The sequence below is a fragment of the Mesorhizobium sp. WSM4836 genome, from assembly GCF_055811815.1.
On record NZ_JBVVQF010000012.1, the window covers coordinates 57,809 to 82,011 of the forward strand.

General features: G+C 61.1%; 23 protein-coding genes and 1 pseudogene. 12 read left to right on the forward strand and 12 right to left on the reverse strand.

The genetic code is table 11. The features are described 5' to 3' along the window. Nucleotides 1-120: 120 nt before the first annotated feature. Nucleotides 121-1,161 (reverse strand): GSU2403 family nucleotidyltransferase fold protein, encoded by a 1,041-nt coding sequence (locus tag AC0L2P_RS15935; RefSeq protein WP_473502282.1) that lies wholly within the window; start codon nucleotides 1,159-1,161, stop codon nucleotides 121-123. Nucleotides 1,162-1,558: 397 nt separating this feature from the next. Between AC0L2P_RS15935 and AC0L2P_RS15940 the strand changes: the two genes are divergently transcribed. Beyond that, nucleotides 1,559-1,819, forward strand: a complete 261-nt coding sequence (locus AC0L2P_RS15940; protein WP_473502283.1) for a DUF3072 domain-containing protein — start codon at nucleotides 1,559-1,561, stop codon at nucleotides 1,817-1,819. Nucleotides 1,820-2,045: 226 nt separating this feature from the next. Here the strand turns inward: AC0L2P_RS15940 and AC0L2P_RS15945 are convergent, their stop codons facing one another. The 4 genes from AC0L2P_RS15945 to AC0L2P_RS15960 all read right to left on the reverse strand — a co-directional run bounded on the left by AC0L2P_RS15945 (nucleotide 2,046) and on the right by AC0L2P_RS15960 (nucleotide 3,700). After that, on the reverse strand, nucleotides 2,046-2,171 hold the full coding sequence (locus AC0L2P_RS15945) for a hypothetical protein (protein ID WP_473502284.1): 126 nt from the start codon (nucleotides 2,169-2,171) through the stop codon (nucleotides 2,046-2,048). 402 nt (nucleotides 2,172-2,573) lie between these two features. Continuing rightward, nucleotides 2,574-2,774 (reverse strand): DUF2905 domain-containing protein, encoded by a 201-nt coding sequence (locus AC0L2P_RS15950; RefSeq protein ID WP_473502285.1) that lies wholly within the window; start codon nucleotides 2,772-2,774, stop codon nucleotides 2,574-2,576. A gap of 47 nt (nucleotides 2,775-2,821) precedes the next feature. Next, nucleotides 2,822-3,208, reverse strand: a complete 387-nt coding sequence (locus AC0L2P_RS15955; protein WP_473502286.1) for a low affinity iron permease family protein — start codon at nucleotides 3,206-3,208, stop codon at nucleotides 2,822-2,824. Between the two features lie 369 nt (nucleotides 3,209-3,577). Continuing rightward, entirely contained in the window at nucleotides 3,578-3,700 is a 123-nt protein-coding gene (locus AC0L2P_RS15960; protein WP_473502287.1) for a hypothetical protein, read from the reverse strand. Nucleotides 3,701-4,117: 417 nt separating this feature from the next. Here AC0L2P_RS15960 and AC0L2P_RS15965 point away from each other — a divergent pair, with 417 nt between their 5' ends. Both AC0L2P_RS15965 and AC0L2P_RS15970 read left to right on the forward strand, forming a co-directional pair. Next, the gene (locus AC0L2P_RS15965) at nucleotides 4,118-4,861 is read left to right on the forward strand and encodes a hypothetical protein (protein WP_473502288.1); all 744 of its coding nucleotides are present in this window, start codon (nucleotides 4,118-4,120) and stop codon (nucleotides 4,859-4,861) included. Nucleotides 4,862-5,209: 348 nt separating this feature from the next. Continuing rightward, nucleotides 5,210-5,515 carry a hypothetical protein gene (locus AC0L2P_RS15970; protein WP_473502289.1) on the forward strand — a complete coding sequence of 102 codons (306 nt, stop codon included), beginning with the start codon at nucleotides 5,210-5,212 and terminating at the stop codon, nucleotides 5,513-5,515. Between the two features lie 736 nt (nucleotides 5,516-6,251). Here the strand turns inward: AC0L2P_RS15970 and AC0L2P_RS15975 are convergent. The 3 genes from AC0L2P_RS15975 to AC0L2P_RS15985 all read right to left on the reverse strand — a co-directional run bounded on the left by AC0L2P_RS15975 (nucleotide 6,252) and on the right by AC0L2P_RS15985 (nucleotide 9,270). Further along, nucleotides 6,252-6,428: a hypothetical protein gene (locus tag AC0L2P_RS15975; RefSeq protein WP_473502290.1), complete on the reverse strand. Its 177-nt coding sequence runs from the start codon at nucleotides 6,426-6,428 to the stop codon at nucleotides 6,252-6,254. 405 nt (nucleotides 6,429-6,833) lie between these two features. Then, entirely contained in the window at nucleotides 6,834-7,268 is a 435-nt protein-coding gene (locus AC0L2P_RS15980) for a CopG family transcriptional regulator (RefSeq protein WP_473502291.1), read from the reverse strand. Between the two features lie 4 nt (nucleotides 7,269-7,272). Continuing rightward, the gene (locus tag AC0L2P_RS15985) at nucleotides 7,273-9,270 is read right to left on the reverse strand and encodes a conjugal transfer protein TraG (protein WP_473502292.1); all 1,998 of its coding nucleotides are present in this window, start codon (nucleotides 9,268-9,270) and stop codon (nucleotides 7,273-7,275) included. Nucleotides 9,271-9,772: 502 nt separating this feature from the next. Between AC0L2P_RS15985 and AC0L2P_RS15990 the strand changes: the two genes are divergently transcribed. From AC0L2P_RS15990 to AC0L2P_RS16020, 7 genes are read left to right on the forward strand one after another with little or no spacing between them, the layout of a single operon-like run. Next, entirely contained in the window at nucleotides 9,773-10,498 is a 726-nt protein-coding gene (locus AC0L2P_RS15990) for a GntR family transcriptional regulator (RefSeq protein WP_473502293.1), read from the forward strand. 3 nt (nucleotides 10,499-10,501) lie between these two features. After that, nucleotides 10,502-11,557, forward strand: coding sequence for an ADP-ribosylglycohydrolase family protein (locus tag AC0L2P_RS15995; RefSeq protein ID WP_473502294.1), 1,056 nt, complete (start codon nucleotides 10,502-10,504; stop codon nucleotides 11,555-11,557). Continuing rightward, nucleotides 11,554-12,540 carry a PfkB family carbohydrate kinase gene (locus tag AC0L2P_RS16000; protein WP_473502295.1) on the forward strand — a complete coding sequence of 329 codons (987 nt, stop codon included), beginning with the start codon at nucleotides 11,554-11,556 and terminating at the stop codon, nucleotides 12,538-12,540. The genes AC0L2P_RS15995 and AC0L2P_RS16000 overlap by 4 nt, the downstream gene beginning before the upstream one ends. A 39-nt stretch (nucleotides 12,541-12,579) precedes the next feature. Then, the gene (locus tag AC0L2P_RS16005) at nucleotides 12,580-13,641 is read left to right on the forward strand and encodes an ABC transporter substrate-binding protein (protein ID WP_473502296.1); all 1,062 of its coding nucleotides are present in this window, start codon (nucleotides 12,580-12,582) and stop codon (nucleotides 13,639-13,641) included. Between the two features lie 60 nt (nucleotides 13,642-13,701). Then, on the forward strand, nucleotides 13,702-14,571 hold the full coding sequence (locus tag AC0L2P_RS16010) for an ABC transporter permease (protein WP_473502297.1): 870 nt from the start codon (nucleotides 13,702-13,704) through the stop codon (nucleotides 14,569-14,571). Further along, a complete protein-coding gene (locus AC0L2P_RS16015) occupies nucleotides 14,571-15,359 on the forward strand; it encodes an ABC transporter permease (protein WP_473502298.1) in 789 nt (262 codons plus the stop codon). Before AC0L2P_RS16010 ends, AC0L2P_RS16015 begins: the two co-directional genes overlap by 1 nt. Continuing rightward, on the forward strand, nucleotides 15,359-16,426 hold the full coding sequence (locus tag AC0L2P_RS16020; RefSeq protein ID WP_473502299.1) for an ABC transporter ATP-binding protein: 1,068 nt from the start codon (nucleotides 15,359-15,361) through the stop codon (nucleotides 16,424-16,426). Before AC0L2P_RS16015 ends, AC0L2P_RS16020 begins: the two co-directional genes overlap by 1 nt. A gap of 339 nt (nucleotides 16,427-16,765) precedes the next feature. Here the strand turns inward: AC0L2P_RS16020 and panC are convergent, their stop codons facing one another. From panC to AC0L2P_RS16040, 4 genes are all read right to left on the reverse strand, one after another. Beyond that, nucleotides 16,766-17,629, reverse strand: a complete 864-nt coding sequence (gene panC, locus AC0L2P_RS16025; RefSeq protein ID WP_473502300.1) for a pantoate--beta-alanine ligase — start codon at nucleotides 17,627-17,629, stop codon at nucleotides 16,766-16,768. Then, on the reverse strand, nucleotides 17,626-18,462 hold the full coding sequence (panB, locus tag AC0L2P_RS16030; RefSeq protein WP_473502301.1) for a 3-methyl-2-oxobutanoate hydroxymethyltransferase: 837 nt from the start codon (nucleotides 18,460-18,462) through the stop codon (nucleotides 17,626-17,628). Before panB ends, panC begins: the two co-directional genes overlap by 4 nt. 369 nt (nucleotides 18,463-18,831) lie before the next feature. Then, a complete protein-coding gene (locus AC0L2P_RS16035; RefSeq protein ID WP_473502302.1) occupies nucleotides 18,832-19,887 on the reverse strand; it encodes a tyrosine-type recombinase/integrase in 1,056 nt (351 codons plus the stop codon). Then, a complete protein-coding gene (locus AC0L2P_RS16040) occupies nucleotides 19,884-20,297 on the reverse strand; it encodes an excisionase (RefSeq protein WP_473502303.1) in 414 nt (137 codons plus the stop codon). Before AC0L2P_RS16040 ends, AC0L2P_RS16035 begins: the two co-directional genes overlap by 4 nt. A 533-nt stretch (nucleotides 20,298-20,830) precedes the next feature. Here AC0L2P_RS16040 and AC0L2P_RS16045 point away from each other — a divergent pair. Together AC0L2P_RS16045 and AC0L2P_RS16050 are read left to right on the forward strand one after the other, a co-directional pair. Further along, nucleotides 20,831-21,772: an ArdC family protein gene (locus AC0L2P_RS16045; RefSeq protein ID WP_473502304.1), complete on the forward strand. Its 942-nt coding sequence runs from the start codon at nucleotides 20,831-20,833 to the stop codon at nucleotides 21,770-21,772. Nucleotides 21,773-22,009: 237 nt separating this feature from the next. Then, nucleotides 22,010-24,129, forward strand: a pseudogene (locus tag AC0L2P_RS16050) (ParB/RepB/Spo0J family partition protein). Nucleotides 24,130-24,203 lie beyond the last annotated feature (74 nt).

Sequence of the window (24,203 nt, forward strand, 5' to 3'; positions counted from 1 at the left end):
CGTCAAAGGATCAGCCGGAGAGCGCTGGGCGGCAGGCGGCGCACCGGCTAGTACCGCTGCCTTGAGATCTCCGACCAGGGATGCAGGCGCGTCCGACGGGCCAACTCGTAGCTCACACATTCACGGCCGCGACGCTGGTCGCGCGAATAAATGATAAGCCTCGTCGAAAACGGCCCTTGGTAGGACCCGAAGCTCGCTTGCTTCGTAGGGGAGATGCTCGAGATACTGCGTCGTCAGGCGGGCAACTAGTCGCGCTTGGGCCAGGTCGCGACGGCGCTTGATTGGCTCGCGATCAGCTCGTTTTGAAACCCACAATTTATGAGCGGCAAAAATACGCGGATCGGGAACCACGAGCCGCAACGGTCCGCCTTTTTCATCGATGGCGATTGCATCGAAAGCAGGGGCATTTTCCAACCATGCCAGGCCGGCGATCTCGGCGGCCACCAATTCGTCGTTGGCCTTCCCGACCGTTTCCCGGTTCGGTTTCCACGCCGGGTTTGCGAGCGGTTTGATCAGATCGACGAGATATCCGTCGCGGTTCACCGCGCGGAACGGGGCGGATGAACGCTCGAAAGACCGATCGACCTTGCGCAAAAGGTTGATGAGCGCCCCATGTTCGACATTGGCGCCAGACATGATCCTGAGGGACTGGCGCGAGTCCATGAGGAGATCGATATCCTGTGTCGATGTGATTCCGGGATCCACGAACACTCCGGCCGCGGCCTCATAGGCGTAGATCGCATTCGTGCCTGCGACACGAATGCCTCCCCCAAGAAGACCGGCGGTATCGATTGCCCTGATAATTCTTGCGGCGATCAGGGGAACACGTCCAAGCCGGAGCGCGCGATTGACAGCAGATTGGCGCTCCATCTGCTCCTCTCGCGCAGACAGCGTTTCTTGGGCGGACGCGCGAGCTGCTTCCCAATCCGCCTTGAGAGCCTCGCTCTCCGGCGAGCGCCGACCCTCTGTCTTTTGGTGTCGTACGCCCGCGGCGTCGTAGTAGCTTCGCATTAAGTGGTCGACCCCGTTCACGGTGTGCCAGACCAGGGATCCCCGAAAGCTCTTCGCCTTCCTTTGGGCCTCTTTGAGCGCAATAAAGCGTTGGTCGGAATTGACTTTCTCCCGACGTTGATCGTTGTTTAATTCAACAAAATCAACCAATTCAACAGTTATCCTGTGTCTAGATCCAAGCTGTTGCAAGACAGAATAGGCAGCGAAGTGGCACATTGCAACAGCTCTCACGTTATTCCCTTGTGACTGTTGAAGTGGCTGTATTAATTACAAAAATAGATGACGGATCAGCTTTTCCGCGGCAGCGCTCGAGGCAAATAGCGCCGCTCGAACACGGCCTCGCTGCATCCGTTCGATCCGCAGAATTCGTCTGGTTTGATGTTGATGCGCAGCGACGGATATCCCCGAACAGCTTCTCCATGCTGCGCAACCGGCATGCTGGAGCGCATCGAATCCAACAGATCATCGCCCCGACCGGCCGATCCACTCCCGCCAGCGCAGCTCCGGCGGCAGATCGAAAAGCTCGGCGTCGCTCACGGAACAAATCATGATCATTTCTCATTGTGGTGATCATCAAGGGAGATTGATCATGGGCGACCGGCACAACCCAAAAATCGAGGCATCGGCAAATGTCGAAAAGGACCCGGAAGATTGGGTCAGCGGAGATGACCCAATGACTCCCGCACAAGCCTCCTATTTGAAAACTCTGGCCGAACAGGCTGACGACCCCGACGCCTATGCTGACGGCCTCAGCAAGGCGCAAGCTTCCAAACGCATTGATGCGCTCCGGGAGAGGTTAGGCCTGTAGCGCGCTCGTGCCTTTTCGTCCCTAGCGTAGGGGCAGCCGATTTGGTCGGATTGGCCCAGTTTTGCTGCAGGTTGTGACCCACGTATTTTTCTGAATTCAGCGCGTTGCTGCTCGATTGGCGATCGAGACGAGAAACGGGCGGAAGAGAGCGGCTTACGGAGTGCCGCAGCCCTCTAAGCTCACCAAGACCTCGCGCCCGCAGGTCCCATCCTGCTGTGGAAACAGATCAGGACGTCCCGACGAGGGCGATGGTCAGCAGAGACACAAAAACGACAAGAGCGATCGCAGCGCCCAAGAAGAAGACCTTTTCGGTGCCGCGTTGCTCTTCCTCGCGAGATATGTGTTTCGCCATTGCATGCATCCTTTGCGAAGGTCGGCGACTGAGCAACGTCCGTGCGAAGGCCGGGTTCCCGGTAAACGACTTGCCCTCTTCGCACTGTGAGAAAGCTCTCGGAATGAAACTCCAACCGTCGGTTGGTGGACGCATTGCAGCTGATCCACCTAAAGTTCGCGTGATCCGCGCGCACCGGGCATGCCCGACCCCGAGCCCCCCGCCCGGTGCAACAGCACTTGATCGACCCCGCCGCATCAAAGTGTGCGGCGGGCTTTTTTCCTCATGCGCTGGAACACCGGCGCTCAGGGAAAGTTCTGCCCACTCAGCAAACTCTTTCCCTCATATTTTTGCTGCCAGATCGGATAGCTCCGATCGGCCCGCGTCGTTTTTTCCTCCGGCGATGCGGGCCCGCGTCCTCGCCTATCGGTCGAGTAGCCACAGAACAAACGAGAGCACGATGCTGATCAGAATCCCGGTGCCGATGGGAGCATAAAACGTGAAGTTCTCACGTTCGATCATGATGTCACCGGGCAATCTGCCCAAACCGACCCGCGACAACCAGGGCCACAATAGGCCTATGGCAACTGTCATCGAACCAATGATAATCAGAGTTCTGGACATGGCGGCATCCGGCCGGGAATATGGTGGCTGCCCGGCTTGTCTCAATCTCATTGGTGTTTTTGCTCTCGTTGAGCCTCAATTTCTTCTGGTTCTTTCGTTTCGATCTTCGCCGTCTCGTTCTCGGCATCGCAGACTGAGCGAAGCAGTTCGTCCATCTTGGCGTGCAGAGCCTGAATATCGGGATGCTCAGCGCGCTGGATGAACAGCGTCATAGCCCCGGTCGCCAGAGCGGCAACGCCATGCCGGTCTAAGCTCGAGCGGTTGAAGATCACCCAAAGCGCCGCATAGGCGAGAAACACAAGAAAAGCCGCCGGCCGGGATGTCAGCGTGCCGATGGAAGTCAGAATCTTTGCGATATCGTGCTTTGGCATTGTCCAGAACTGACGAGTTTGGCGCGGGTTCCAGAAGGCCGGCCAGGACGCGTAAGCAACCATGCAAGAGTTTGCCAAAACGGCTCGCAACGGAGTGGACCAGGCCCGGGGATAGCTCGGGCCGAAGCATCGCCTCAAAGCGAGGAAGACGTTCGCCGTGCGCAGCTATTCTTATCTAGCATGGTCAGAAGTCCTTACAACGGTAGCAATTCTTGACCGCGGGGCGCCGTAACCGACTTGATTGAGGCACCCATAGGAACTTGTCGTGTGACGCTTTGATTGCAAACAATTCTTATGCAGTTTTTCGCAGTTGACGACGCCCTTTACGCTTGATCTCGCGATGTTGTTCATTCGCCACCTCAGGCCGATCCGCTCGATCTGCAACTCCGCGGAGTGCCGTGACAAAGCTCTCTTTGCCCCGCCTTGGAGTGCTTAGCTGTCGTCCTTATAAGACTTGGCGGCCTCGTCGATTTTACGCCAATCGTTTCCGTGGCGCCGCACAAGCTCCCGCGCCTGGGCTTGCGATATGTTTTGCGTTTCGACGACATGGTTCACTTCCGCCTCCTCGCCTTTCAGAGGACGCCAACGAGACGTCGTTGGCCGTCCGGCGGCTGGGTTCTTTGCATGTCGTCTGGGCATGAATCGACCTCTCCGGGAGCACTATAAACGGCTCGGCGCGACTAAGGTTTCCCATGCTGGAGCGTTGAGCATTTGAGCCGCCCGCCTCGTTGGTTCCCCGTTGCAGCTCGACAGTAGGGAATACGTGCTGGTGTTTGAGCCCCAATGACGTGCACCGCGTTCTGTGCGGAGCAATGCTGCCATTCGCAATCTGATGGAAAGATCCGACGCCCCTGCTGCACCGCAGACAGCTTCTGGTGCCGAAGCGCGCTTTCCTTACGATCGGCTGCGGTTGAGCGGTTTCGACAGGCATTCCCGCGCGCCAGGTGGAGTGACGAGCGCAGAAGCTGGTTCGTGCCGGGGAAAACTGCAGCGCGGCGCATCCAGCGGTGGCTTGCGCAAGAGGCGGATCTACGAGCAGCACATGATGACAGCAAGGGACGGGATGCCTTCGCCTTCGATCCCCTGTCGAGCCGGTATCTGGAAGTCGCGGACGACCTGCACATCCGCACGCCATTTTCGCGGGCGGTGCTCGAGGAACTGCGAGCCGTTCCATGGGCGAGTTGGGACGACGAACTGCGGGCCTGGAGGGTGCCTTTCCGCTCTTACGAGGAGTTGAGGCTGCATTGGCCAAGCATCGAAAGGGCCGCACACCGCGCCGAACCGGAGGACAGGAAACGGCGACGGGAAGCGTCCAAACACTCCGAGGAATATAAAGCCGCCCGGTTCCGGTATGCCGAGCGCAGGCGACGTCGCTATCCACTGCCCCCTGACGATTTACCCCGGCTTGGCCGTGCTGTGGCAACGGAGCAATACGGCATCGTGGTCTTCACAGAAATTTCGGGTGAACTCGCCGAAGCCTCGGAACTGGCAGCGTTCTATCCGCAGTTGATCGAGGCGAACGTCGACCATGTCTGGGGTAGATGGCGTCCGGCGACGTTGGCTGAATTGATTAGAACATGGCCCGCTCGGCGCACTGCCGGGTCAACGGAACGGCAGCGAGGCTTGTGGCAACCAACGCTGCCCGAGCTCCGGATCGCTCGCCAAGAAGCTCGAAGCCTGGCGCGAAGAAGGGCTAAACTTGTGTCATCGTCGTAGCCTTTTGGATATTGCCGATGATGGCGTCACTGGCCTTCTAACATCCCGAAGCATCGAAGCGAACTTGACCCTCCGTAGGCGCGCGACATCCTCACATCAAGGGGGCACCAGTCCGCTTGCACGGTGCTCGGATGCCTCAAGCGTTAATTCCAGCAAGCACATTAAAGACACCGCTCGGCCCGAAACGCGGCCGCGATGCCCGCCGTTCCGCTGACACAGGGCCACGCAGTCGCCATTCCAGGTTTGAATTGTGCGGAACCGTACGAAGTGGATTGCAAGCAACCAACCTGGGTGGCCGGGAATTAATTTAGCAAAGCATTAATTAGGAAATCATCGCGGAGGGAGACCATGCTGCATGTTGACATGCCTCGCGAATTTGAGGTCGGCGATGAGGTTGCGCTGGCAGGTACCGTCATCACGATTCTCCCTAGCGGCCGCGCCAGAGTGAGCATTCCATCGTATGACCAACCTTATACGATTGATCCGCAACCCACAGTCCGGGCTGGCGACCAAGTGATTCTTGTTGGGGACGTCACCCGCATCGATCGCGGAGCGAACAAACTCACTGTGCGGATTGACTGCGGCGGGGTGATCACGGTCGACAAGTCGGCGATCACTCGGCTGAGAAAGCACCGCCGGACTTCAGCGGGTTAAAGCCACGGCGATACAGCGGCCGTGTCGGCGTCGCGAAGATGCAAGCGCACTTCGAACAGGCCAAGGGTGCGGCGCTATCCGGCTGGATACGGGCGACGAACGGATGGGAGCTCGACTGCTAGGTGCACGAGTCCAGCCTAGTGCGCCCTGACGCCTCGATACTGGTGAAGCAAGTCCGATCTGAGCTATCGCGACCGTTTCAGCTGCCGTCCAGCCGTTCGCCCATTCGCGATCGTCACTCTCGGCAACAGCCGCCCGCCCGTCCAGGACGCGTCGGCTGTGCGCGCTGTCGAGGGAGGCGCCCAGCACATTCGTGTGAAGGCAACGCGGGCATCGCGCTCGACGGCAGCCTTTCTCACCAATGAGCGCCTGGTGGCCGGTCGGCGAGTTCAACCGCGATGGGCTCCGGATCTTATCCATTATGGAGCTAACATGTTCGTCCCGGCCCCCGATGCCGGCAATAGGTCTGCGTCGGGGCGTCGTGGCGGAACTGGGCGACATGGTTGCGGTAGAGTAGACGCCGTCGCCCCGGGTGAACAACCCGGTCGGTGACAGCCGCAGCCGGATCGGCAACGACCCCAACGCCAAACAAGTCGTAGCCGAAGGCCCGCAAGGTATCTGTCACGGCATAGCGGCGAAGCTCCGCCCTCGGCGGCGAATTCGTTGTAAGCCGATCAGATGAGCGAGAACTTACCCTCGGTCTCGACCAGGCTCGACGTTCGTCGGTAACCGCCGACTACGAGTCGAGGAAGTAGGGCTCGTGGCCGAGTTCGTTGTGATGAAGCGCCTCTGCCATACACCTGATGTCGAACGCTTGGCCGCATGCTGGGCAGACGACGAAATACTCCTCCTCCCTAAGTGACGATGCATCGTGGTCTTGGGGGATGACGATGTCATGGTATTCGTCGGGCATTGGTCCTCCGGCAACGCCGCCCGCCATGCTGGAACGCCTGCCGGCAGGATTTGTTTCAAAGTTACTACGCCTAAGACGAGGCTCTGGGCATCGATTGTGGCCCGATGTCCGGTTTCGACTGCGATGCTGTGGCACCGGGCAGTCAAAGTGGTTTTCATCTGCAATCTTTGGTTACGGCACGGGCAAGAACCGTTTCCGCGCGCGGCAAGGCTCGATTTCAACCAAGCATGCGCGATCATCTGTACCCAATCCGGCAAACAAACCGCTCGGCCGAGATCGACTATGGAGACGAATGCCGAGGCCCGCCGCTCCAACGAAAGGCGATCTGATGGGCATCAGTTGCGCAGAATAGCTCCGCAATCAGTGCCGGGTTTGGGCTGTTGAAGCGCCTGTCTTGCCGGCAGCTCATCCAGCCGCTGGCGGCGCTGCCGGGACATCGTCGGCTATCTCTTGCCTGAGCCTTGGACCTTTGCTGAGCCGGCGACCGAGCGCATCGACGAAATTGTCGTAGCGCTGCAAGCCCTTGGCGCGCGCCTCCGCTTGCGCCGATTCCGGCAAGGCTGGAGTCGAGTTGAGCCAAAACCGGACGAACAATGCTAGAGTCTCAATGGCAATTCCGACGTCACGCTCGACCCGCTGCACGCGCCGATCGATCTGGTCGAGGCGGCGAGTTATCGCCGCTTGCTTTCGTTCTTCGGCGTCCGGCGACAGGAACGACGCGAGCGCAGCCTCCGCGACCAGTGATAGCGAGACCTCGCGCCGCCCAGCGTAATCTGCCAGTGCCCTCATTACGTCAGGGTCGAGATAGGCAGACAGACGTCTTTTCTTAGCGTTCTTCATGCGCTCAAAGCTCAATGCCATCATTGGGGTCAAGGGCGGCCTGACGGGCTGCGCGTCTCATGGCTTGATCGACACTGCGGCGACGAACGGCGTCATCATCGGGCTCGTCCCTGTCGAGGTCGAATTCATCGTCGCAGCGTGGCGTTCGTTCCGGCGCGATGTCTTCGTGTTCGGGAAGCTCGGGCTGGCGGCGAATGCCGCCATTGGCCGGATCCTCGTCCTGCTGATCCCTGGCAAGCCTCAGCTTGCGAGATTTGCCTTCCGGCCCAGCAAGAATTGTCGTGTCGGTCCAGTCGTCAGAGCGAGCGTTTTGCGTTGTCCCTCCGGTCCCTGGTGGCGGCAAGACACGCTCGGCAAGACGCGGGTCGGCAAAGTAACGTGCCTTCTTCGCACGGATTGGGAACTGGCCCGAGATCATGATGATCGCATCGGTCGGCGGAAGCTGCATGATCTCGCCCGGCGTCATCAGTGCACGCGCCGTTTCCTGCCGCGACACCATCAGATGCCCGAGCCAGGGCGACAACCTGTGCCCCGCATAGTTTTTCATCGCGCGCAACTCGGTCGCGGTCCCCAGAGAGTCTGAGACGCGCTTGGCTGTCCTCTCGTCATTGGTGGCGAAGCTCACCCGCACATGACAATTGTCGAGGATGGAATTGTTCGGTCCGTAGGCCTTCTCGATCTGATTGAGCGATTGTGCGATCAGGAACGACTTGATGCCATAGCCGGCCATGAAGGCCAGCGCGCTTTCGAAGAAATCGAGCCTGCCGAGCGCGGGAAACTCGTCCAGCAGCATCAAAAGACGCTGCCGATGATCCTTCGCGTGAAGATCTTCGGCGAGCCTGCGGCCGATCTGGTTAAGCACGAGTCGGATCAGCGGCTTTGTGCGACTGATGTCCGATGGCGGCACGACCAGATAGAGCGTCGTCGGCCGTCCCTCCTCGACAAGGTCTGCGATGCGCCAGTCACAGCATGACGTCACCTTGGCCACAACTGGATCGCGGTAGAGGCCCAGAAAACTCATGGCGGTCGAGAGCACGCCGGACCGCTCGTTCTCGGACTTGTTAAGCAGTTCCCGTGCAGTCGACGCCACCACGGGGTGCGGGCCTGCATCACCCAAATGCCGCGTCAGCATCATGGCGCGCAGCGTTGCCTCGATTGGCCGCTCTGGATCGGAAAGGAAGTTCGCCACGCCGGCGAGGGTCTTGTCCTTCTCCGCATAGAGCACGTGCAGTATGGCGCCCACCAGCAGCGCATGGCTGGTCTTCTCCCAGTGGTTGCGGCGTTCCAATGTGCCTTCTGGGTCGACCAGGACATCCGCTACGTTCTGCACATCTCGAACTTCCCATTCGCCCCGTCGCACCTCCAGCAGAGGATTGTAGGCTGCGGATCCAGCATTGGTCGGGTCGAACAAAAGCACCTGGCCGAAACGGGCCCGCCATCCGGCCGTCAGTTCCCAGTTTTCGCCTTTGATGTCGTGGACGATTGCCGAACCCGGCCAGGTCAGTAGCGATGGCACGACCAAGCCAACGCCTTTGCCGCTTCGGGTCGGTGCGAAACATAGCACGTGTTCCGGACCGTCATGACGCAGGTAGTGTCGGTCCAACATACCCAGCACCACCCCATCTTGACCGATCATCCCAGCGGCCTTGATTTCGTCTCGCGTCGCCCAGCGCGCCGAGCCGTAGGTCGTGGTGTCCTTTGCCTCGCGCGCCCGCCACAGCGACATCGCGATCGCTGCGGCGATCGCCATGAAGCTTCCACTCGCCGCAATCGCCGCGCCCTCGAGGAAGACCTTCGGCGCGTAGGCGTCGTAGAAAAACCACCACCAGAAAAAGGCTGGCGGCGGATAAACGGGCTGTCCAGCCAGTTCGAACCAAGGTGCACCGAGTTGGCTTTGAAAGCCGAGCCGCGCTGCCGTCCACTGTGTCGCCCCCCATGTTGCCACGAGAACGATCAGAAAGGCGGTGAAAACCTGGCCCCATAAAACCTTGCTCGCCGGCATCCGTCGTTTCCCCAAATGGATGATCGGAAACAACCGAAAAGCTCGAATTCCTAAATCCGCAAGAAAAAAGGAGCGGTCGAAGCAGCAGGGCGTACCCGGACGTGGAAAGACTTGCCCGATGCGGTATCGAATCTTCCAGGAGGGCCTGGAAACTATCGAGATTTGTCCGCTTTTGGCTAATTTCCAGACATCTGTTGAAGATGCATGGGACGACCTTGCTCCGGAGTCCATTGAGCCCCTGATCGCTCATCCATCCTTAATTGGGCTCTCGGGCCTAGAAAGCCCGCCCCTAAGACGTGTTCAGTTCCAGCCAGGTTGCGCCGGGAGCGTCGTTGCTGTGTTCCACTAGCTGCGGCCAAGTCATCTTTGAATTGTGTCGTTCAGAGAACGCGGGGAGTGATCGCCCTCGAACCAGCCCACACGATGACCGCGATCGGTCGCTCGTTGACAAGCTTTCCACGATGTGAACAGGATTATACAGGCTCACTGAACAGGTACCTATATGAAGCGGCGCTCGGTTCAACTCTCTCCCGGCACGGGCAAGCCCGAACAAATCGCGACCGTTCTCGAGCATGAAATCCGCTCCGGTGTTCTGGGCTTCGGTGACCGGCTGCAAAGCGAGAACGAACTGGTCCAGCGTTTCTCCGTCAGCCGCAACACCGTCCGCAAGGGCCTCGAGGAACTGTCCAGCCGCGGGCTGATCACCACTAAGGTCGGCATCGGCTCGTTCGTCACCTTCGATGGCAAGCCCGTTGATGACGCCATCGGTTGGTCGCGGGCGCTCGCCAACGCCGGCGCCAATGCCGAGACGCGTACGCTGCGGCTCGAGGTGATCGAGGATCCCGATCTTGCCGCGCTGCTTGGCATCGAAAACCCGTTTTTCATCGCCGTCGACCGGGTGCGCACCAATGCCAGCGATGGCCATGCGATTTCCATCGAGCGCAGCCGCCTGCCATTGTCGCCCGAACTGGAGGACGTGCCGTTGCGCGGCCTGCGCGAAGGCTCGCTGCACCAGACGCTGCGCGGCGCCGGCCTCTTTCCCGACCATGGCGAGGAATGGGTCGGCATCGAAATGCTCAACATCGACGACGCCGCAATCCTCGGCTGCCCGCAAGGCACGCCGTTCCTGCGTGGTCGCCGGTTAACCCGCGCCGCCGATGACCGGCCGATCGAATATGTGACCAGCCTGCTCAACCCGGCGCATTTTGCGCTGCATATGAGGTTCTGAGAGATGCCGGACGACACCCGGGACACCACCGATCGGGCAATTGGGGCGCTTGTCGGCGGGGCACTGGGAGATGCGCTGGGAATGCCGACGCAGCTTTTGTCGCCGGCGCGGATTGCCGAACTCTACGGTCATGTCGAGGGCTTCATTGCTCCTTTCGCCGATCATCCGGTGTCGAAGGGACTCCCGGCCGGAACGATCACCGACGACACCGAACAGGCGCTTCTGCTTGGCCGTATCATGGTCGAATCCGGTAGTCGGTTCGACCATGCGCGGTGGGTCAACGCGCTGCTCGACTGGGAACGCGATGTCAAGGCGCGCGGCAGCTACGATCTGCTGGGACCATCAACCAAACGCGCCATCGACGCCATCAACAATGGTATGCCAGCCGAGGAAGCGGGGCGCAGTGGCGACACAAATGGTGCGGCCATGCGCATCGCGCCAGTAGGTATCATGATGCCGCTGGAGCCGCTTGACGCACTGGTCGCCAAAGTGGCCGAAACCTGCATGGCGACGCACAACACGTCCATCGCAATCGCTTCGGCCGCAGCGGTCGCTGCCGCCATCAGCCGCGGCGTCGCTGGCGGTGACTGGCGTGCCGCTTCCGACAACGCCATCACGGCAGCGAGACGAGGAGCGACGCTCGGCCATTGGGCCACCGGCGGTGACATTGCTGCGCGCATTGCTTGGGCGCAGGAGCTTGTGCGCGGCAAGGCGACGAAGGACGCGATCCGGCTGATCACCGATCTGGTCGGCACAGGCGTCGCCAGTCAGGAATCCGTCCCTGCTGCATTCGCGGTGTTGGAAGTTGCCGGTGGCGACCCTTGGTTGGCGGCAGTCATCAGTGCCAATCTCGGTGGCGACACCGACACGATCGGCGCCATCGCGGCCGGCATGGCCGGTGCCTGCACCGGCTTTTCCCGATTGCCTCAGAACCGCATCGCAGAGCTCAAGGGTATCGACATGACGGAGGTTAGCGCCCTCGCCGCCGACCTTGTTGTGGCGCGGATGTCCAAGGCCCGTTTGGACAAGGGCAGTGGCGGCAAGGATGCAGCGGCATGAGAGCGCGTCTCGTCCATGTCGGCAGCGCGGTGGTCGACTATGTCTACCATATCGATGCCTTGCCGGCACCGGGCACGGAGAAGACCGCGTCGAGCTATGCACAAGTTGCCGGCGGCGGCTTCAACATGATGGTCGCGGCCAGCCGCACCGGCATGAAGGTAGTGTTCGGGGGCCAGCTCGGGAGCGGACCCAATGGCGAGTTCCTGCGCACGGCCTTAGCAACTGAAGAAATCGAGACACTAACGCCGCCATCGCCGGTTATGGACAGTGGCAATTGCGTCGCCATGATCTCGAGCGATGCCGAGCGCACCTTCGTCTCGTGGCCTGGCGCGGAGAGTGTGCTCAGCCTTGACATGATGACGCCCGTCTCGGTCGCACCGGAGGATTGGGTATTCACCTCCGGCTATACGCTGAGCTATGCCAAGAGCCGCGATGCGCTCACCGACTGGATCGAGGCGCTTCCGGCCGACACGCCGCTTGTCCTCGACCCGACACCTGTCATCACCGACATTCCCCGCCCTATCCTGTCGCGGATACTCGCCCGTACTACCTGGTTGAGCTGCAACATGACGGAAGCGGCCGCGATTGCCGGTCCGGGCGCCGTCGAGACACTCGCGTCACGGCTGCTAAGCGACCACTCCCCTAAGACCATTGGCGTCGTCATTCGTGCCGGCGCGAAAGGCTGCCACGTGCGGCTGGCCGACGGCTCGGCGCAAACGATCGCCGGCTTCGAGGTCGACGCTGTCGACACCAATGGCGCCGGCGACACCCATATCGGCGCTTTCGTCAGCGCGCTGGCGCGCGGCGTGCCGCCTTTTGAGGCAGCGCGCTACGCCAATGCGGCGGCGGCCATTTCCGTTACCCGCCACGGTGGTTCATCAGCGCCGACCGACCACGAGATCCAGACATTCCTAAGCCATGCCGGCGGTCCGCCGATCGGCCTCCATGGCCGGAAGCAAAAGGCCAAACGCCCGACAGCCTGACAAAGCCCGGGAAGCGGGCAAACACAGAGAGGAACGAACATGCGCATGCCCGACTTGACTGCCCTGCTGACGGCGACCGCCGTCCTCACCTCCGCACTTGCATTTGCCGCCAAGGCCGACGAGGTGCACGTACTCAACTGGAAGGGCTACGGCGCCGACGAGCCGTGGGCCATCGAGGCCTTCGAGAAGGCGACCGGCAACAAGGTCGTCAACGACTTCTTCAATTCCGAACAGGAAATGCTGACCAAGCTCAGGACCAATCCCGGCCTCTACGACGTCGTTATGATCAACGCCGCCTTCAACGACCAGGCAATGGCGGAAAAGCTGATCCAGCCGATCGACACATCCAAGCTGCCGAACTATGCCGACATCAGCAAGGACAAGGCGAGTTCGCCGATGCTCGTCCATGACGGCAAGGTCTATGGGGTACCTTGGGTCTGGGGACTGACGGCGCTCGCCATCAACGACAAGTCCTTCGACAAGCCGCCAACGAGCATCGCCGAAATGTGGGATCCCGCCCACAAAGGCCGCGTCACCATCCGTGATGATGCCGTCGAGGCGGTGCAGTTCGGCGCCATTGCCACCGGCCAGAACATCAACGACATCAAGGATATGGAGGCGATCAAGGCGAAGCTCACTTCGCTGATGCCGCAGATCAAGACGTTCTGGAGCTCGGAGAACGACTGGAACCAGATGGTTGCCTCTAACCAGATCGACATCGGCACCTACTGGAGCGGCTCGGCCGACCGCGCCAAGACCCATTTCAAGCTGCCGGTCTCGCTCGTGATCCCGCAGGAGGGCGCTGTCGCCTGGCTCGACGCCTTCTCCATTCCGGTCGGTTCCAAGAATGTCGCCGGCGCCGAGGCCTTCATCAACTACATGGTCGACCCGAAGTTCTATGTCGAATGGGTCACCAAGGTCGGAGCCCCGGTATCCGCCAATACCAAGGCTGTGGAAGCACTTCCCTCGGATGCGTTCAACCGCAAAGTGATGGGTGACCCGGCAGTTGCCAAGCGCATCCAGTTCCAGGCGCCGATCATAGACGCCCAGCGCGAAGCCTATCTGTCGCTCTGGCAGCAGCTCAAGGTCAACGTGAAGTAACAGCAGAAAGCGGGATCAGCCGATCATGCATGTCGGCTGATCCTTCCCTGGGAGGATGTCATGGCAGCACAGGTTGCAGCCGCGTCGCGCAGCGGGCTGAGATCGGCCTTGCCGCTGCTGGCGCCTGCCTATCTCTGGCTGACGGTTGCGATCTTCCTGCCGCTCTCAGCCATGGTGTTCTTCTCCTTCATGACCGACCTGCCGCTGTCGGGAAAGCCGTGGGCATTCACGCTCGAAAACTATGCCACCTTCTTCTCGAAGAGCCTCTACCTGACGCTTCTGCTCGCCTCGCTGCGCCTCGGCCTCGAGGTGACGCTGTGGTGCATCATCGTCGGTTATCCTGCCGCTTATGTGCTGGCCAAGGTGCTGAAAGGCCGCAGCCGCGAGGCGATTTTCCTGCTTGTCATCCTGCCGTTCTGGTCGAACGGGCTGGTGCGCATCTTCTCCTGGGCGATGGTGCTACGCGAAGGGGGCATTCTCGACTCCGCGCTCAACGCCGTGCTGCCGTTCAAGATCAGTATCGACCTGATGTATTCCCATCCGGCCGTCATCATCGGGCTGGTGCACTCCTACGTTCCTTACATGGTGCTGACTTGCTACCTGACCCTACAGGCCATCGATGACTCGCTGATCGAGGCCGGGCGCTCGCTCGGCGCCTCGCGGCTGCAGATGCTGAAGCGGGTCATCATTCCGCTGTCGATGCCGGGGCTGGTGGCTGGCGCAGCCCTCATCTTCGTCCCGGTCGTTGGCTCGTTCATGGAGCCGCGCATCCTTGGCGGCCGTACCGGCACCTTTTACGGCACTGTCATCGAGGACCAGTTCGTCGCCGTGTTCAATTGGCCGCTGGGTGCTGCGCTCTCCTTTATCCTACTGGCCGTCGTGCTGGTCATCCTGGTGGTTGCTTCGCCCGTTCTGAGGAGGGCAACGTGATGGCGACGACACGCGTCCTCGAATGGCTCGGCCGCCTCTACATCTGGCTATTGCTTGCCTTCCTCTATGTGCCCATCATCATCATGGCGCTAATGTCTTTCAACGTTTCGCCCTTCTACCAGCTGCCGTTCGAATGGACGACGGAATGGTATGCCTCGCTGTGGCAGAACGACCAGCTCATCTCAGCCACCTGGAACAGCCTCGAGATCGCGGTCATCACCACCACCATTTGCGTGGTGCTTGGCTCGGCGGCGTCACTGGCGCTCTACCGTTATGAGTTTCGGGGCAAGAAATTCCTGCAGGCGCTGCTGTTTCCGCCAATCGCCATTCCGTGGCTGATTACCGGCACGGCGATGCTGATCTTCTTCTTCGGCGTCGGCATCGGGCGCGGACTGTTCGCCATCCTGCTCGGCCACGTCGCGCTTGCACTGCCCTATGTCATCGTCGTCGTATCGGCCCGGCTGCAGACCTTCGCGCCTGAGTTGGAAGAGGCGGCGCGCTCGCTTGGCGCTAATCAATGGCAGGTGACGAACCGCGTCACGCTGCCCTGGATCATGCCGGGCGTCATTGCCGGAGGGCTGTTCGCTTTCGCCGTGTCCTTCGACCAGTTCGTCGTATCCTACTTCCTGTCGACGCCCGGCCAGACGACGCTGCCGGTCGAAATCTACGCCGCGATCCGCAAGGGATTCACACCCGAGATCAATGCGGTCTCGACGATCATCATTGTCGTGTCGATGGCATTGATGCTGCTCACGGCGCGTTTCTTCAAATTCGGCGGAGAGAAATGATGGCGGGCGTGCAGGTATCGAATGTGTCGCGCAGTTTTGGCGCGCACAAGGCGCTGGACGATGTCTCAATCGATTTCGCCGACGGCGGCTTCTACGCCCTGCTCGGTCCCTCCGGCAGTGGCAAGACCACGCTGCTGCGCCAGATCGCCGGCTTCGACTTTCCCGACTCTGGCCGCATCTCCATAGGCGGCGAAAGTGTCGAGCGGGTGCCGGTGGAGAAGCGGCGGATCGGCATGGTGTTCCAGAACTACGCGCTGTTTCCCAACATGAGCGTCTCCGACAATGTCGGCTTCGGCTTGTCAGTGCGCGGCGAGCCCAAGGCGGTGATTGCAAGCGAGGTGCAGCGCGCACTCGACCTCGTGCAGCTCAGCAGGCTCGGCGGACGCCGGCCGCACCAGCTGTCTGGCGGCCAGCGCCAGCGCGTCGCGCTCGCTCGCGCGATAGTCATCCGGCCGCGCGTGCTGTTGCTCGACGAGCCACTCGGGGCGCTGGACAAGGCGCTGCGGGTAGACATGCAGATCGAGCTCAAGCGCATCCAGCGCGAGATCGGCATCACCACCATCTTCGTCACCCACGACCAGGAAGAAGCGTTGACGATGAGCGACCGCGTCGGCATTCTGCGCGATGGCAAGCTGGTGCAGGAAGGCCCGCCCGAGGAGATCTATGATCGGCCGAAGAGTGAGTTTGCCGCGACCTTCCTGGGCGATGCCAACATCCTTCGCGGCAACGCCACTGGTACGGGCATTCGGCTGCCTGATGGAACGGGGATTGCCGCCGGCGGGGGGGCTACGCTTGTCGCCGGCATGAAGGCGAGCTGCGCCGTGCGGCCCGAACGAATCCGCATCTTCACTGATGCCGAGGCTCTGGATGCGGCTAATGCTAATGTGCTGCGAGGGCAGGTGTCGAAGCGCATCTTCGCCGGAAATAGCAGCACCTACTTTGTCGAGCGTGCTGGCCAGACACTTAAGGTGATTGTCCAGAACACCGGCACTGGCAGGCTGGCGGAAGGCCAGGATGTCGTGCTGCGTTGGTCGCCGGAAAGCACGGTCTTGATCGAGGCGGGGTAGCAGGCCAGAGACGTACCACTGACCGAGTCAGATGGGGAGCGTGGATGACATGGCGTTTGTGACGGCAAAAAGATTGCGTGCGGCATCCTGGTTGAGGTCGGGGCCAGAAACACCGATCTGCCCGCCTACGCGGCCATCGCAATTGTTTGGTGACTGATCGCGGGACCGTTCGCGGACGCAAGAACTGTTGCTACATGTCACCAGCCAAAAGGATGTGCCGCGCGAAGCGCGATCACGTCGGCTCCTCCTCACGATAGGTCTTTATGGAGATGAACGCGTCCGTTCACTCTCGCGCGGCACGGGCTGGTTTTTTCACCCTAGCCGGAAGTCCACGGCGAGTCATTTGTGACGGGGGCAAGACGGCAGCGTTCTGTTATCAATGAGCCGCGTTTGGCCGAGCCAGGCGGCTGCGAGCAGGCGGACCGGCCGATCCACGTTTACTGTCGGTTGCAGATCCGCCTCGCCACGAAGTTCCAGGTACTCGACCTCGCGATAGCCTGCGGACAGGATCGCTGCGCGCGCCAGGGCAAGCGTTGGCAGGACGGGAGAGCCGTTCGAGATCTCCTCCGCTGTATCGAGCAGGACCGATGCGAGCCTTGGGGCAACAGCGCGCTCTGCCGGCGTGAGGCGGATATTGCGCGATGACAAAGCGAGACCATCTGCTTCGCGGACTGTCGGACAGGAGACGACGGTGATCGGAATATCCAGGTCCCGGACCATGCGCCTGATAAGTAGAAGCTGCTGGAAATCCTTCTCTCCGAAGAACGCGAAATCAGCGCCGGTCTGCAGGAAGAGCTTTGCAACGACGGTCGCCACCCCGTCGAAATGGTCAGGCCGGCACGCACCGCACAGGCCCTCGCTGACGCCGGACACGGACACGGTCGTGGTGAAGCCGTCAGGATACATCTCAGTTGCGTTCGGAACATAGAGTAGGTGTGCGCCCAACAGAGTGAGTTTTGCAGCGTCTTCGTTTTCCGTACGGGGATAGGCGGCAAGATCCGCGGCACTGTTGAACTGCTTGGGATTAACGAACAGCGTCACGATCACCCGATCGGCCTTCTGAAACGCAGCACGCACGAGACTCAAATGTCCTTCATGCAAGGCTCCCATGGTAGGCACCACGGCGATATTGGCACCAGAACGGCGCCATCCCGCCACAACGGTACGAAGCTCGGCAATGGTGCGGACGATCGGCACGCTCATGCGACTTCTCCGGCCTGCGGCGCATCGGCGAAGAGATGTTCGGCCGCTGGAAAGCGCCCTTCCCGCACATCAGCTGCGTAGGCCCCAATCGCAGCTTCGGCCTCTGAGCCCAGTTCGGCATAGCGCTTGACGAATTTCGGTCGAAAACCGGTGAACATGCCCAGGATGTCGTCAATCACAAGGATCTGGCCGTCGCAGGCGCGCGAGGCACCGATACCGATCGTGGGAATTGTGGCTCCCTCGGTTATCCTCCGTGCGAGCGGCTCCGTGATCTTTTCCAGCACTATGCTGAACGCCCCGGCCTCGGCAACAGCAAGCGCGTCGCGAAAAATCCTGTCGCCGTCTCCGCCCCTGCCCTGGACTTTATAGCCGCCGAACACATTGACCGACTGCGGCGTCAGCCCGACGTGGGCCATGACGGGAATTCCGCGAGCAGTGAGAAAGCGGATTGTCTCGGCCATGCTCTCGCCGCCTTCCAGCTTGAGGGCGGCGCATCCGGTTTCCGCCATGAGCCGCGCGCCATTGCGAAAGGCCTGTTCGCGGCCTTCTTCATAGGAGCCGAATGGCATGTCAACGACCATCAACGCGCGCTCAAGACCACGTCGCACCGCCTTGCCATGCATGATCATCATGTCGAGCGTGACGCCGACGGTCGAGGGCAGACCGTGAAGCACCATACCGACACTGTCGCCGACCAGGACGACGTCGCAATATCGGTCGACGAGCTGGGCAATGGGTGTGGTGTAGGCGGTCAGGCAGACGACCGGGTCCTTGCCCTTGCTGGCCGCGATGTCCGGCGGCGTCAACGCCATCGTTTCTCCCGCCACACTCATCGGCACGTTTCCCCCGCGTCAGGTTTAAGCGGTGAACGGTTTTGCATAGTTTTGTGCAGGTGCGAAGGCCAAAATCAAACTGCGTCGGAAAAGTTGGTGCATTGCGAAGCGCTTCAAGCCAAGAGCCTGGCGGCGCGTGGCGATCGCTTTCGACCTTGAGGAGTACGCCGCTTCGCGCCTGAGTTTGAAACCGGACCTCGATATAGCGATCACCTGGTTTCGTTCAGCTCAGCGAGTCGGAGTGGATGCGAACGGCGTGACAGCCCAATGCCAAATTTGAGAAAGTGGTGCGGGTGGCTTGAACCTGCGACCCCATCGTCCCGAACGATGTGCGCTACCAGGCAAGCCGCCGATTCCCGGGCTCCTTCGTCACGCTTGCTTCGCCATGATTGCGTTTGTTTTCGAGCTTTGTGTGGGGAACGTGTGGGGCGGCCAGACCGGGTTCATATTCTCATTGTCACCAATCCTGAGCCCGGTTTTCGCCGCCTTGTCGTGCTTCTTCGCGATCTTCTCGGCGGCGTCTGCCTGGAAGTCGGGGTGATGGTGGCCATAAGTATCGATCAGGACATCCACGGTAATGCCGAGAAAGCCTGCCGCCTGCCACATATCGGCGCCGGCCCGCATCAGCCAGGTCGCAGCGGTGTGGCGAAGCGTGTGTGAAGTGACGTCGGGACCGAGGCCGGCTGCCTCGCGAGCTCTCCTAAAGCTCTTTTTTACCGACACCACCGGCTTTCCATTCCACTCCACGACAAAATCTTGCGATATTTTTCGGCCGATATTTGCGCTTTTGCCGCGCGCCTTGGTTCTGATATCGAGATCGGTGCACGCCCAGCGGCGGAGGTGAGCCAATAGCCGGTCCGGCAGGCGCACGGGCGGCTGGCGTTTTTTGGTCTTCTTTGCTCCATCGGCGCGGCGGTAAAAGATGCCGCGGTCAAGGTCCACATAACCACGCCCTTTGGTTGGACGGACGGCGGCGGCGCAGACTGCGGCCGAGCGTGTTCCTGTATAAAGCGCGACAAGCATGAAGCGGGCGAGGTGACGCCCGGTACGCCGGCCGCTCTCCTGGCCCTTCCATTTCTGCTTCATACGCCAGGCTGCCCAGATGAGAGCGGCCGCTTCACTGCGCGTCAACCAACGCTCGCGTGCACCAGCCTTGCCGGGCAGGACAATCGTCGGTGCGGCAGTCGTGTAGCCTTCCCTGCGATAGTAGTTGATGGCCGCACGAAAATCCTCGAGTTGGCGGCGCGCAACGGCTTCTGTTGGACAGGACGCGGCGTAGTCGCGGCAGAGTTTGCCGCTGATAGCGGCGAGCCTCTTTTCACCGAAGAAATCGAGGATCTTATCCAGTCGCGCCGCCGTCTCTTCCGGCGCGGCATGCTTCGGTGCAACCTCTCTCAGGTAGATGTTGATGACCTCGGCGATCAAGACGTCTTCGGCGCCGCGCACTCGGTGGTACTTGCTGGCGATGTAGGCCGCGAGCGCCTTTTCAGCTTCAGGTCCTGGACGGCCTTTTTCGCAGCTATCAGCGCTGATGAACGTTGTTCTATCGCGGATAAACCATCCAGCTTGGTTCCGGAGTGTTCCGTCCTTTTTCCAGCTTTTGTCCCGCCAGACGAGATGTGGCCCTTTCGACGTCCGCGGCATAATTCCCTCATTTTGGTGATCGCCAGCAAGGTGACGTACTCCTTTCCGGCGATTAGCTCGGTTTCAAGTCGACCGGCGTCACGCTCCTTGCGCAGGCCCGCCGCGCGCATCGAGCCGTCCGGAAAGGCAATTCGTGCTGCAATCTCGACGCGCAGAGGCGTGGTCTCATCGAATTGGTCGGGGATTTTCAAAACGGGGCCCTCAGCCAATCGTTGTGATCCGATAGTTTCACTCGGAAACAGTCGGATCGCGGGTCTCGTTGAGCGCATGTTCTGTCTCGCCGTGCCGATACCCTGCCGAGCGATCTTTCCTCTGACCACGGTGCTGCGAAAAGCGCCAACTGGAGCTGCGGCGGCAAAGGTGCTCCTTCGACCTGCTAATCGGAACGGTCCTGACACACGCTTTCGCCTTTGCGCCTCGGCGCTCGACGAGCCTTTCGGCTGGCTTCCCACCCGTCGCCGGTCAAACAGCTCCTGACTGAACTTCGGCCATCTGTGCGGCTTCCGTCTCCATTGACTCACTGGCCGGCCCTTGGGCTGGAACTCGCGCGCGCCCGGCATTTGGGGCTCTGCAGATCGCCTCACACTGGGGTTTCGGAAATCTCTCGGAGTTGGCAGGCAACCGAATCTTCGTTCGCCTTTGTAGAGTTAGAGGGCCGCGCTTAGCGCACTGACGGGTTGAAGGCAGGGAGAGAGGCTCCCGGCGCCCGGCGCGGAGACTTGCAATGGCCAAGCATCGGCACGAAGCTGCCCCCACCCGGGCCAGCTTATATGACGAAATCACCAACAAGATCATCGGCGAGTTGGAGCACGGTCGGCTACCCTGGGTTCAGCCATGGGGGACGGGGGCGGCGAAAGCGCCGCTCGCCATGCCGAAGAACGCCGTCGCCGGCCGGCAATACTCTGGGATCAATATCCTGATCCTCTGGGGTTCGGTGATCGAGCAGGGCTTTTCCGGACAGAGCTGGCTGACTTTCCGTCAGGCGCTCTCGCTTGGCGGCAGCGTCCGCAAGGGTGAGCGTGGAACGACGGTCGTCTACGCCGACCGATTCGTGCCCGAAGACGAGAAAAAGCGCGCCCGCGAAACCGGCGAGCAAGCCCGATCGATCCCATTCCTCAAACGCTTCACGGTGTTCAACGCCGCGCAGTGCGACGGACTGCCCGACGATGTTGCGACGGCCATACCCCCGCCCTTGTCCGTCCTGATCGAACCCAAGGTCGAGACGCTGATCAAGCAAACCGGGATCGATTTCCGGATCGGGGGCAGCCGCGCCTTCTACGCTCCGGCCCACGACTGTGTGCGGGTCCCGCCACCTCAGGCTTATTTCGAGCCGATCAACTGGCACCAGACCGCCCTGCATGAGCTTGGGCACGCCACGGGTCATGCCTCACGCCTCAACCGCGACCTCTCTGGTTCCTTTGGCACCAAGAAGTATGCTTTCGAAGAGCTGGTTGCCGAGATAAGCGCGGCTTTTTGCTGCGCCTCGCTTGGCATCACGCCGACCGTGCGTCACGCCGACTATATCGGCTCGTGGCTGGAGGTGCTGCGGGAGGACAACCGAGCGATCTTTCGCGCCGCCTCACTGGCAAGCAAGGCTGCGGATTATCTCCTGGAGTTCTTGCCTGACCGCATTGCCACTGACGATGATCAGTGGGGGGCAGCGTGATTGTCGCCTGCTTCAAGGTCGGCTTCCCCCTGCGAATGCGTTTGTGATCGAAGTCTCCCTCGATGCCGGAAGCCGCTGCGGCGAAGTCGGTGCAGGACGCCAGGACCGAGCTGCAACTCCGCGACGAACGTGCCGTGGTTGTCGAGCACATCAGAGGGAGAGGCGTGACGGAATTCTCATGACGGGTTTGGAGGTCGAGAGACAGGATCTCGGCTGCCCGTCGCGGAGTAAATCCCGATGGCTACTGCCGTTCAGAAGATCACCTTGTCGTCCTCGCGCGACATCCCCTTCAACAAGCTGGTGCTCTCCCAGTCCAACGTCCGGCGCGTCAAAGTCGGCGTCTCGATCGAGGATCTCGCGGCCTCGATCGCCCGCCGCGGCTTGATCCAGAGCCTCAGTGTCTTGCCCGTCATCGATAGCGACGGCAACGAGACTGGCATGTTTGAGGTGCCTGCCGGAGGCAGGCGCTTCCGCGCCCTTGAGTTGCTGGTGAAGCAAAAGCGCCTCGCCAAGACCGCGCCGGTGCGCTGTGTGGTGCGCGACCGTCACAGCACGATCGTTGCTGAGGAGGTTTCGCTCGCCGAAAACATCGAGCGTGCGCCTCTGCACCCGCTCGATCAGTTTCGTGCCTTCCAGGATATGCAAGAAAAAGGCTTGAGCGAGGAGGAGATTGCTGCAGCCTTCTTCGTGTCGGTCAACGTCGTCAAGCAACGCCTTAGGTTGGTTTCCGTTTCGCCAGTGCTGCTCAATGTGTATGCCGATGACGGTATGACGCTGGAGCAACTCATGGCTTTCACGGTCTCCCAAGATTGTGCCCGCCAGGAGCAGGTCTGGGAAGCGATCGGAAATAGCTGGTCGAAAGAGCCCCATCAAATCCGGCGCATGTTGACCGAAACGACGGTGCGAGCCTCCGACAAGCGCGCGGTCTTCGCGGGTATTGACGCCTATGAGGCTGCCGGTGGCATCGTCATGCACGATCTGTTTCAGTCGGATGACGGCGGCTGGTTGCAGGATGCAGCGCTGCTGGACCGCTTGGTCGCGGAAAAACTCAAAGAGGTTGCGCAGGAAGTAGCCGCCGAGGGTTGGAAGTGGGTAGAGGTCGCTGTCAGCTTCCCATACGACGCAACACGTGGGCTGTACCAGCTGCAGGGTGATCCTCTCGACCTCTCTGCCAGGAGCAGGCTGCCATCGACGCCCTCAGTGCCGAGCACGCCAAACTTGCAACCGAATATGAGGGTGCTGACGAGCTGCCCGAAAACGTCGATCAGCGGCTCGGGGAGATCGAGACCGCGCTCGCCACTTTCGACAAGCGCCCAAGGCAGTTCGATCCGAGAGACATCGCCATCGCCGGCGCGTTCGTCAGCATCGGCGCCGACGGCTCGCTTTCGGTAGAACGCGGGTTCTTCCGTCCTGAGGACCTGCCGCCAGTCTCACTCGATTGCTCGAATGAATCGAAAAATGACGGCGGGTCCGGGGCTCCCGACGACTCGTCGGTGCACCGCGCCGTTGTCACCATGGACGGCCAGGCAGTCGAGCGCGACGAAGACGAGCACGATGCGTTAAGGCCCCTGCCGGACCGACTGGTGACAGAGTTGACCGCGCACCGGACGCTGGCGTTGCGCGATGCGGTGGCCAGCAATCCTCACGTCGCCATGACAGCGTTGTTGCACAAGCTGGTCAGCGACACGTTCCAGCACCGCACCAGGACCGGGTGCCTGGACGCCTCGATCCGTCACGTCTTCTTCCCTCTGCAGGCAGATGAGCTGAAGGACAGCCCCTCGGCGAAATCGGTGGCCGAACGCCATGAGGCCTGGAACTCGGACCTGCCGACTGAGAACGATGCACTTTGGGACTGGATTGCCGCACTCGATGAGACCAGTCGTGCGGCATTGCTCGCCCATTGTATCAGCTACGGCGTGAACGCGCTCCACGAGAAGGGCGACCGCTATGGCGGCGCTATCTCAGCGCATGGTGTTCAGCAGCGGATCGCGCAAGCTGATCGACTGGCCCGCGCCGTCGGTCTCGATATGGTCGAGGCGGGTTGGACGCCGACCGTCGAAAACTATCTCGGCCGCATCACCAAGTCTCGCATTCTCGAGGCGGTGCGAGAGGCGAAGGGCGAACAGGCCGCGCAGCTTATCGACCATCTGAAGAAGGGAGATATGGCGAAAGCAGCCGAGCGCTTGCTGGCTGACAGTGGCTGGCTGCCCGAGCCGCTGCGCCTGGTCGATCATGACGGTAGTGCCGGCGCTGATAGTCGCACCGGAGCCGAGGGGTATGGGGAAGAGCTTCCCGAATTCCTCTCAGACGATAGTGCGCAGATTGAAGATAGCGGACCGCACATGGCCGCCGAATAGACTGCCTCGCGCGGGGCGGCTTCGGCCGCTCCGCGCTCTTTCCTACCACCTACCCGATGCCGCTTCCCATGGCC

Bases quoted from the DNA above. Each gene is read 5' to 3' on its own strand.
- AC0L2P_RS16000 (WP_473502295.1), top strand. From the start codon at position 11,554: ATGAGAGCGCGTCTCGTCCATGTCGGCAGCGCGGTGGTCGACTATGTC.
- AC0L2P_RS16010 (WP_473502297.1), top strand. From the start codon at position 13,702: ATGGCAGCACAGGTTGCAGCCGCGTCGCGCAGCGGGCTGAGATCGGCC.
- AC0L2P_RS15945 (WP_473502284.1), bottom strand. From the start codon at position 2,171: ATGGCGAAACACATATCTCGCGAGGAAGAGCAACGCGGCACCGAAAAG.
- AC0L2P_RS15990 (WP_473502293.1), top strand. From the start codon at position 9,773: ATGAAGCGGCGCTCGGTTCAACTCTCTCCCGGCACGGGCAAGCCCGAA.
- AC0L2P_RS15995 (WP_473502294.1), top strand. From the start codon at position 10,502: ATGCCGGACGACACCCGGGACACCACCGATCGGGCAATTGGGGCGCTT.
- AC0L2P_RS15980 (WP_473502291.1), bottom strand. From the start codon at position 7,268: ATGAAGAACGCTAAGAAAAGACGTCTGTCTGCCTATCTCGACCCTGAC.
- panB (WP_473502301.1), bottom strand. From the start codon at position 18,462: ATGAGTGTGGCGGGAGAAACGATGGCGTTGACGCCGCCGGACATCGCG.
- AC0L2P_RS16015 (WP_473502298.1), top strand. From the start codon at position 14,571: ATGGCGACGACACGCGTCCTCGAATGGCTCGGCCGCCTCTACATCTGG.
- panC (WP_473502300.1), bottom strand. From the start codon at position 17,629: ATGAGCGTGCCGATCGTCCGCACCATTGCCGAGCTTCGTACCGTTGTG.
- AC0L2P_RS16020 (WP_473502299.1), top strand. From the start codon at position 15,359: ATGGCGGGCGTGCAGGTATCGAATGTGTCGCGCAGTTTTGGCGCGCAC.
- AC0L2P_RS16045 (WP_473502304.1), top strand. From the start codon at position 20,831: ATGGCCAAGCATCGGCACGAAGCTGCCCCCACCCGGGCCAGCTTATAT.
- AC0L2P_RS15970 (WP_473502289.1), top strand. From the start codon at position 5,210: ATGCTGCATGTTGACATGCCTCGCGAATTTGAGGTCGGCGATGAGGTT.
- AC0L2P_RS15950 (WP_473502285.1), bottom strand. From the start codon at position 2,774: ATGTCCAGAACTCTGATTATCATTGGTTCGATGACAGTTGCCATAGGC.
- AC0L2P_RS15955 (WP_473502286.1), bottom strand. From the start codon at position 3,208: ATGGTTGCTTACGCGTCCTGGCCGGCCTTCTGGAACCCGCGCCAAACT.
- AC0L2P_RS15975 (WP_473502290.1), bottom strand. From the start codon at position 6,428: ATGCCCGACGAATACCATGACATCGTCATCCCCCAAGACCACGATGCA.
- AC0L2P_RS16005 (WP_473502296.1), top strand. From the start codon at position 12,580: ATGCGCATGCCCGACTTGACTGCCCTGCTGACGGCGACCGCCGTCCTC.
- AC0L2P_RS15940 (WP_473502283.1), top strand. From the start codon at position 1,559: ATGATCATTTCTCATTGTGGTGATCATCAAGGGAGATTGATCATGGGC.
- AC0L2P_RS15985 (WP_473502292.1), bottom strand. From the start codon at position 9,270: ATGCCGGCGAGCAAGGTTTTATGGGGCCAGGTTTTCACCGCCTTTCTG.